The sequence below is a fragment of the Acidobacteriota bacterium genome, from assembly GCA_034211275.1.
GTDB lineage: Bacteria > Acidobacteriota > Thermoanaerobaculia > Multivoradales > JAHZIX01 > JAGQSE01.
Genome location: JAXHTF010000258.1, coordinates 1 through 8,482 on the forward strand (window position 1 = coordinate 1; position 8,482 = coordinate 8,482).

Annotated in this window: 9 protein-coding genes; 1 reads left to right on the plus strand and 8 read right to left on the minus strand. The window is 66.1% G+C overall.

The window, feature by feature from the left end:
• The 8 genes from SX243_23995 to SX243_24030 form a co-directional block, all read right to left on the minus strand.
• Positions 1–962 (minus strand): beta-ketoacyl-ACP synthase II (locus SX243_23995; protein ID MDY7096049.1); only part of this gene is annotated, 962 nt, incomplete at its 3' end.
• 243 nt (positions 963–1,205) lie between these two features.
• The gene (acpP, locus tag SX243_24000) at positions 1,206–1,454 is read right to left on the minus strand and encodes an acyl carrier protein (GenBank protein ID MDY7096050.1); all 249 of its coding nucleotides are present in this window, start codon (positions 1,452–1,454) and stop codon (positions 1,206–1,208) included.
• A gap of 109 nt (positions 1,455–1,563) precedes the next feature.
• A complete protein-coding gene (fabG, locus tag SX243_24005; GenBank protein ID MDY7096051.1) occupies positions 1,564–2,313 on the minus strand; it encodes a 3-oxoacyl-[acyl-carrier-protein] reductase in 750 nt (249 codons plus the stop codon).
• A gap of 43 nt (positions 2,314–2,356) precedes the next feature.
• Positions 2,357–3,334, minus strand: a complete 978-nt coding sequence (fabD, locus tag SX243_24010) for an ACP S-malonyltransferase (protein ID MDY7096052.1) — start codon at positions 3,332–3,334, stop codon at positions 2,357–2,359.
• Between the two features lie 75 nt (positions 3,335–3,409).
• Positions 3,410–4,462 carry a phosphate acyltransferase PlsX gene (gene plsX, locus SX243_24015; GenBank protein MDY7096053.1) on the minus strand — a complete coding sequence of 351 codons (1,053 nt, stop codon included), beginning with the start codon at positions 4,460–4,462 and terminating at the stop codon, positions 3,410–3,412.
• A gap of 251 nt (positions 4,463–4,713) precedes the next feature.
• Entirely contained in the window at positions 4,714–4,899 is a 186-nt protein-coding gene (gene rpmF / locus SX243_24020; GenBank protein MDY7096054.1) for a 50S ribosomal protein L32, read from the minus strand.
• Between the two features lie 108 nt (positions 4,900–5,007).
• The gene (locus SX243_24025; GenBank protein ID MDY7096055.1) at positions 5,008–5,568 is read right to left on the minus strand and encodes a DUF177 domain-containing protein; all 561 of its coding nucleotides are present in this window, start codon (positions 5,566–5,568) and stop codon (positions 5,008–5,010) included.
• Between the two features lie 73 nt (positions 5,569–5,641).
• Positions 5,642–6,958, minus strand: coding sequence for a hypothetical protein (locus SX243_24030; GenBank protein MDY7096056.1), 1,317 nt, complete (start codon positions 6,956–6,958; stop codon positions 5,642–5,644).
• Positions 6,959–7,038: 80 nt separating this feature from the next.
• Here SX243_24030 and SX243_24035 point away from each other — a divergent pair, with 80 nt between their 5' ends.
• On the plus strand, positions 7,039–8,394 hold the full coding sequence (locus SX243_24035) for a glycosyltransferase family 1 protein (GenBank protein MDY7096057.1): 1,356 nt from the start codon (positions 7,039–7,041) through the stop codon (positions 8,392–8,394).
• The last annotated feature ends 88 nt before the right edge of the window (positions 8,395–8,482 follow it).

An 8,482-nucleotide genomic window follows, 5' to 3' on the forward strand; every position in this document is an offset into this window, starting at 1 on the left:
ACCGCTTCCACCTCCGCCTGATCTCCCAGCGAGGTCGAGGTTCCATGGGCATTGATGTAGCCGATGCTCTCCGGCGCCAGCTCCGCATCCTCCAGCGCCGCCTGCATCACCCGAGCCGCTCCGTCGCCATCCGGATGGGGAGCGGAAATATGGTACGCGTCACCGCTCATTCCATAGCCAACGATCTCGGCATAGATGGTCGCGCCGCGCTCTCGAGCCTGCTCCAGCTCCTCCAGCACCAAGATCCCCGCCCCCTCGGCGCACACGAAGCCGTCCCGATCCTTGTCCCACGGCCGGGAGGCCTTCTCCGGCTCGTCGTTGCGGGTCGACAGAGCCTTCATCGAGCAAAAGCCCCCGACTCCCAGCGCGCTCACTTGCCCCTCGGTGCCGCCGGCGAGCATCGCGTCGGCAAAACCCAGCTGAATCTGCCGGAAGGCATCGCCCACCGCATGCAAACCAGAGGTGCAAGCGGTGCAGGGGGTCGAATTGGGGCCCCGAGCGCCATACATGATGGAAACCTGACCTGCGGCCATATTGGAGATCAGAGCCGGGATGAAGAACGGCGAGATCCGGCTCGGACCACGCTCGAGGAAGGTCTCGTGGGTACGCTCGATGAGCGGCAAGCCCCCGATACCAGAGCCGATGATCACCCCTACCCGAGGCCCGGTCTCCTCGTCGATGCGAACCCCCGAATCCCCCACCGCAAATTCCGCGGCCGCCAGCGCGAAATGGATGAAGCTGTCGGCCTTCTTGATCTCCTTCTTCTCCAGGTAATTCCCGGGGTCGAAGTCATCCGGCACCTGCCCCGCGATGCGCGCAGGGAAATTCTCGGTATCGAAGCGGGTCAGGGGCCCGATGCCCGAGCGCCCCTCGAGCAGAGCCTGCCAGTTGTCCGTGGTCCCGATGCCTAGAGAAGACACCAATCCCACGCCCGTCACCACGACCCGGCGGGTATGAATCACTTTGCTCAAGGTTGGCCTCGCTTACTATCCATGGATCCGGCCGTCGATGGCCGGCAATGGATGGATGGGGGGATGGACCGCGAGTCAACAGCGGCCTACGTTCGATTCCGGCCAGCGGCCCAGACGAGCTAGCTGCCCTAGACGAGCTGCCTTAGCTTGGCGACCCCAGACCAGCAGCCTCCCCAGCGCCCCCCTCGGAGCAAATCCACCGAGGAGGGTCGAGAAGGCATGCCGGAGGGAGGATCAGTTCTCGTCGTCCTGGTGCTCGGAGATGTAGCTCACCGCCTCCTGGACGCGGCTGATCTTCTCGGCCTCTTCGTCGGGAATCTCGATGTTGAACTCTTCCTCGAAGGCCATCACCAGCTCGACGATGTCCAGCGAATCCGCGCCGAGGTCGTCCGTGAAGCTGGCTTCCAGGGTCACCTCGTCGGCGTCCACACCCAGCTGTTCCACGATGATGCCGCGAACTTTTTCTTCAACCTGATCGGACATGGGTTTGCTCCCTCCTATGAATGTCGATGCTTTTCGAATCAGCTTGTTTGATCTGGCAGAGCGGACCTCGCACGGCCGTCACGGCCTCGCGAAGCGCTGCGCCAGTGTACTAGATATACAGGCCGCCAGAGACATTGAGCACATGGCCCGTGACGTAGGCGGCCTCTTCACTGGCGAGAAAGACCACCGGCCAGGCCACGTCGTCGACCTGTCCCAGGCGACGCAGCACGATGGCGTCGGTGAGCCCCGTACGGCTAGCCTCCGGCAGCTCCGCGGTCATGGCGGTCTCGATGTAGCCCGGTGCCACGACGTTGACGGTGATGTTGCGACTCCCCAGCTCGCGAGCCAGGGATTTGCTGAAACCCACCAGCCCCGCCTTGGCGGCGGCGTAGTTGGCCTGGCCGATATTCCCCATCAGCCCCACCACCGAGGAGACGGAGATGATCCGGCCCCAACGACGGCGCATCATACCGCGAATGACCAGCTTGGTGAGGGCGAAGGGACCGGTGAGGTTGGTGTCCAACACCCGCTGCCAATCCTCCAACTTCAGCCGCATCAGCAGGTTGTCGGCGGTGATGCCCGCATTGTTCACCAGGATGTCGATGTCGGCGAAACCTTCCGGTAGCTCCTTGAGGCGCGCCTCCATGGCCTCCGGCTCGGTCATGTCCAGAGCCAGTGCCGTCGCTTCGCCGCCGTTCTGGGCGATCTCGTCCGCCAGCGACTCCAGCTTGTCCACGGAGCGGGCTGCCAAGATCACCGACGCCCCCTGCTCGGCCAGGCGGCGCGCGATGGCGGCGCCGATGCCCTGGGAAGCTCCTGTCACTAGAGCGGTCTTTCCATCCAATCGGAACATTGTCATCTCCCCTCGAAGTGGCTCGAAATCAGAATCCGGCGAAGCAGTATCAGCCGTCGTCTCCACCGTCCGCCGACAGGCGTTCCATCTGCGCCGGCTCGGACACCGTGAAGCAACGAGTACCGCGGGCGATGCGGCGATTGAGACCGGTGAGGACCTTGCCGGCACCGACCTCCGCGAAGGCCTCTACGCCGCCTTCCTCGGCCATCCAGCTGACGCTCTCGGTCCAGCGAACGGCGGAATCCACCTGCCGTATCAGCGCTTCTCGGGCAGCGGCACCGGTGGTCACCGGGCGGGCGTCGACGTTGGTCACCACCGGCACCCGCGGATCGCGAAACTCCGTCGCCGCCAGCAGCGGCGTCAGCCCTTCCCGAGCCGGTGCCATCAGCGGCGAATGGAACGGTGCCGACACCGCCAGCAGCACCGCTTTGCGGGCGCCCTGTTCCTTGGCGATCTCCACCGCCCGCTCAACCGCTCCCCGGTGGCCGGCGATCACCGTCTGACCGTCGCCGTTGAGGTTGGCGAGAGCGCAGACCTCCCCCTCGGCGGCCTCCTCCGCCACCGCCTGGACCTGCTCCGCGTCGAAACCGATGATCGCCGCCATGGCTCCCACCCCCGGCGGCACCGCCTCCTGCATCAGCTCCCCTCGGCGGCGCACCAGTCGCAGAGCGTCCGCCAGCTCCAACGTGCCCGCCGCCACCAGCGCCGAATACTCCCCCAGGCTGTGACCGGCCATCAGAACGGCATGATCCAGCCCCGCCTCCGCCACCGCTCGATAGGCGGCGATGGACGTAGTGAGCAACGCCGGTTGGGTGTTGGCGGTGAGCTGCAGATCGTCTTCCGGTCCTTCCCAGCAGAGCTTGGAAAGAGCGAACCCGAGCACCTCGTCCGCTTCCTCGAAGGTACGACGGCTGACCTCGAAGGCCTCCGCCCAATCCGCCCCCATCCCCACCTTCTGGGAGCCCTGGCCGGGGAAGACAAAGGCCGTAGCGGGACCGCTCTGGGGCTGATCTGAATCTGTGCTCACGGTGTCGTCCTTTCGATGCTGTTGCGAATCTTCGGCGCGCGGATGCCTGTGGATGTCCGTATTCGGAGCGCCGGCTCAGCTTCCGGAAGCCTCGTGGGCCCCAAGATAGCGGGCCTCTTCGTCGTGCAGCTGGGCCACCTTGTCGCGGATCTTGCCGTGCACGTCCGTCGTCGCCAGCTCCCGAGCCCGCAGAATCGAGTTCATGATGGCGGTGGCGTTGGAGCGCCCGTGGGCCACCAGGCAACCGCCCCGCAGCCCGAGCAACGGTGCCGCCCCATACTCTCGATAATCCGTTCGCCGGGAGAGACTATCGAAAGCCGGCCGCGCGAGCCAACCGCCCAGGGAGCGCAGGGGGCTCTTGTCCAGCTCTTCCCGCAACATGGTCTTGATCAGCTCCGCCACCGCTTCGGCGCTCTTCAACAGCACATTGCCGACGAAGCCATCGCACACGATGACGTCCGCCGCGCCGTTGAAGGCGTCCTGACCTTCCACATTGCCGATGAAATTGAGCCCCGTCTCCTTGAGCACCCGGAAAACCTCCCGCGTCAGGTCGGTCCCCTTGGACTCCTCCTCACCGATGGACATGAGGCCAATCTTGGGAAAGGGAATGCGGTGGACTTCCTGGGCGTAGAAATGCCCCATCACGGCGAATTCCCGAAGGTGGGAGGGCTTGGTGTCGACGTTGGCACCGACATCCAGGACCACCGTGCGGCCCCGGGGATTGGGAAATTCCGCCGCCAGCGCCGGCCGGTGAACGCCGGGAATGGTGCCGATGACCATCTTGGCGGCGATCATGGCGGCACCGGTGTTGCCCGCGGAGACCATCGCCTCCGCTCGGCCATCCCGCACCAGATCAGCGCACAGCCGGATGGAGGATTTCTTCTTGCGCCGAATGGGGGTGATGGCCGCCTCGTCCATCTCCACCACCTCGTCGGCATGTACCAACTCGATGCGGCCGCCAGCCTCGATCTGGCCGGCGTCGCCATGCTCGGCGAGCTCCCGCCGGATGCGGTCGCTATCCCCCACCAGCAGAATCGATACGCCATGGTCTGCCGCGGCCCGGACGGCTCCGGTCACGACCTCGCGGGGAGCGAAGTCCCCGCCCATGGCGTCGACGGCTACGTGCAAGAAATCGAGCTCCTGGGAAGTTCCCGCGGCTCGCTCGAGCCCCGGCCTGGACCGCCTCCCGGCGGCGCTTCCATGGTTCCACCGGCTCATTCACCGGCCCGCTCCAGGGACCAGCAGTCCCTTTCTAGGGGTAGGGCTCTGCGAGTCCCGCCCTACCGGTCCGGAACCCGGAGAAGCCTTTGGCCGAGCGCCCGAGAGAACGGCGTCGCATCAGGCTCCAATGGACTCGGCCGAGGAAGGAGCGTACCCGATCAGAAGGCCGAGGTTGCCTCGACGACCTCTCGATCGCGGTAGAAACCACAAGCGCGGCAAGCGCGGTGAGGAATCTTGATCTCTCCGCAGTTGGCACAGGTGGAGGCTGCCGGCCGGTCGAGGGCATCGTGGGCGCGGCGCTTGTTGCGACGGGCCTTGGAATGACGTCGTTTCGGATTCGCCATGATCTGAGTACCTCTAGCTTGTCTTTCGGCTCTATTGGGTCGCGTTGATTTGTCGCGTTGGTCGCGGCTGCTCGAGCGTCCTACTCGACGAGAAGCCAGCCCTCGGCGTCAGTCGCCGTCGCTGTTCTCGCCGTCCTGTTCATCACCGGCGAGAGTGCCCTTGAGCGCTGCCAAAGCGGACCAACGGGGATCCACCTCATCGCGCTCGCAGCTGCAACTCTCGTCGTTGAGATTCGCCCCACAGCTCGGACAGAGGCCCGCGCAATCGGGACGGCACAAAGGCTTCATGGGCACGTTGAGCTGGACTTGTTCCAGCGCCAACGGCTCCGTATCGAGCTCGTCCCCATCGATATGGACGATGCTCAGGTCTTTTTCTTCCAGCTCCTGCTCTTCCGCCTCCGGGCCCTCCGGATGGGTGAAGACCAGCAGCTCCAGCGGCTCGTCGATGCTCTCCTTGACCGGCCGCAGGCAGCGGTCACAGGCGAGCTCCTGCTCGTAGGTCAGGCGAGCCCGCAGATAGTACCCCGGATCGGTGAAGCTGATGGTGCCTTCCAGGTTCACCGGGCTGAGCCCCGTGACCTCGGACCGATCCAACCCGCCGGGCGGGATTTCCAGGGTTTCCTCCCAGTGGAAAGGCTCGTCGTGAATGCGTTCCAGGTTGATCAACATCCGTAGAGTCCCTCCCAAGGCAAGGCGGCCAGCTTATGCCATGGGTTGTAGAGGTGTCAAACTCGGTCCCCACTCAGGAAGCGGGCGGTGCCGAATGCCGCAGAAGGCGCAGCGCAGCCCGGTCCGGGTCCCGCAAAATCACCGCCGAGCCGAAGCCGTATCTCTCCAGGGGACGCAAGAGGACCTCCAGGTCATCGACCCGGCCGGCAGCCAGCTGAGGGTCCTCCAGGGGCATGGCCCGCAACGCGGCGGCTAGCCCGTCCATCATCTCCATCGACCGCCGAGGATTCGAGACCACTGCCGCCACCAGGTGCTGCATATCGTCTGACCGCCAGCCCTCGAAGGCTTTCGACACCGGCCCCACCAGCGTCGCCCCCTGATCGTAGGCCTCCCGACCCGCCGCCAGGAGCTGCCATTCCCCTTCGATGCCGCTGTAGCCGTTCTCTCCCAGCAGCAGCGCCAACCCCATCCCCGCCAGCGGCGGTCGGCTCGGACCATCGGACGACTCTTGGAGAGCAGCATCTTGGAGAACCGCGAAACTGGGGCCGTCGAAAAGCACCAGCGCCTGCCGGCGCCCTTCCGTCACCGCCAGTCCCAGCAGCCCCACCGGTGGCTCGAGGCGATCTTCCAAGCCCCCCAGGGACGTCCCCATCTGCCCTCCTTCGGCCGGCAAGTCTTCCGAAAGCAGATCGACCGACAGCAAATCTACCGACAAGCCGGCCTCCTCGAGGCGCAACGAGTACAGTCCCGGCGGCACCACTCCCGCTCTTTGGCCGAGGCGGGCCAATGCCAGAAGCTCTCCGGACGGCGGCATCCGGGCCTCCTGGGGCACGCCTTCCTGGGGCACGGCAGCGCCCTGACTCACGGCGCTCCAAACCAGCCCATCCCAGCTCACCTGCACGCGCCCATAGCGCCCTTCCACCACCCCTCCCGACAGCCACGGATTGCTCGCCACCCAACCCGCAACCCGGCCGATGAGGGCGAAGGCTGGATACACCCGCGCCGCCACGGCGAAGCGCTCGCCTCCGGCATCCCAACCCGCCGCCAGCTCCCGCGCCGGCGGCACCGAAAACGGACCAAAAGGCGGCAGCACCAAGGGTTCCCGCCGATAGAGCCGCGCTGCGGCGGCCAGATACTCCCCCGGATCCTCCACCCCTTCCACCGCCGCCAGATTCTGGTGCGGATAGGCCAGCCATACGGCGGTGTCGAAATCTCCTCCCAACAGCACCCTCGCTGGCGCGCCCTCGGCATCCAGGACGCCGCTATGAGCCCGCGGCAGATACCAAAACCAGATGTGGCCAGCGGCAAGGACCAGGAGAATCCCGACCACCAGCAGCCGCAGCTTCCGCCGACGGCGAGGCTTGGGATGATTGGCTGTTCTTTGTTCCATGAATGGTTCCTACGGTCCCCCGGGGCACAATGCCCAAATAAGACGCCCCGGGCCTGAAGAGCCTATAATGCGCTGTTCCTATGGCAACCGGTTCTCAAAGCTCCACACCCCGTGGCCCTCTACCCGTCCGCGCCTACCGCCGGCTGCGCTACCTGCTCAGCCGGCTGCGCCCCTGGAGACTGAGGGCGACCTGGCTCTGGTTGTGGGCAGCCCTTGCCAAGACCCGCGAGCTGCGGCGGGAAGAGCGCCTCACTGTGGCGGTGGATATCTGCGCCTTCTGGGAGCCCCTCACCGGCATCGGATGGTATCTCTACCGCCTCCTCGAGCACCTCGCCCATCGGGACGACCTGCGCCTGCGTCTCTACGGCCCGCAAATCGCTCCCATCCCCGACGCCCCGGAACCGGTGGTGGAGCTGCCGGCGGGGCCGGCCCTGGAGGTGGTGCGCTACGACGCGCCGGAGGATCTTTCCCTACCGCCCTGGCGTCTGGCGCAGATCGTCCAGCGCCTGCAGCCGCTACTCCTCGCCATCCACCGAAACCGCGTCGTCTTCGCCCCCAACTTCTTCGCCCCTCGCCGCTTCCTCTTCTGCCGCGGCGCCCTGGTGGCCACCATCCACGACCTGGCCTTCCGCGAGGTGCCGTGGACTCTGCGGGAGAAAACCCTCGAGGACCTGGAGACTCGCCTCGACAAGACCCTGGACCGAGCCGCCCACCTGATCACTCCCAGCGAGGCCGTGCGCCAAGAGATGGTGGAGGAAGAATTGGCCCCACCGGAGCGGGTCCACGCCGTGCTCCACGGCCCCGGTCAGCTCAGCGCAGTGGAGCCGGGAACCCCTCCGGAGAACACGCCCAGGAGCTTCTGCCTCCACGTGGGGACCCTCGAGCCGCGGAAGAATCTGGGGACCGTGCTCGCCGCCTGGCGCGAGCTGAGAAAACGGGGCGTCGAGGTCCCGGCTCTGGTGCTCTGCGGGAAACGGGGCTGGAAGGCCGAAAGCCTCGACGCCGAGCTCGAGGCCGGCATTTCCGAGGGCTGGCTGCTGCGCTTCGGCTACCTCGCCAACGAGGAACTGGCGGCGCTTTACCACCGGGCTCGGGCGGTGGTCTTCCCCACCCTCTACGAAGGCTTCGGTCTACCGGCGGTGGAAGCCCAACAGGCCGGCGCCCCCCTGGTGTGTAGCGATCTACCGGTGCTCCGCGAAGTCGCCGGTGACGGAGCTCTCTACGCCCCGCCAGAAGACCCTCAGGCCTGGGCCGACGCCCTCCAGGGGCTCTTCTCCAATCCCGATCTAGCTCAGAATCTCGCAACGAAGGGAACCGCCAACGCTCAACGCTTCAGCTGGCAGCGGGCCGCGGAGGAAACCCTGAAGGTGTGGCGCCAAGCGGCCGATGCAGGCCAGAGCGGCAGCCTGCATCGGCGAACCGCGCCGACTGCCTGAGGGAGCTCGCACGAATCCGCGACCCGGCGAGCCCCGTTCAGCTCCCCGCTGTAAAATCCAAGAAGACTCCCAAATAGCGTAGATCCTG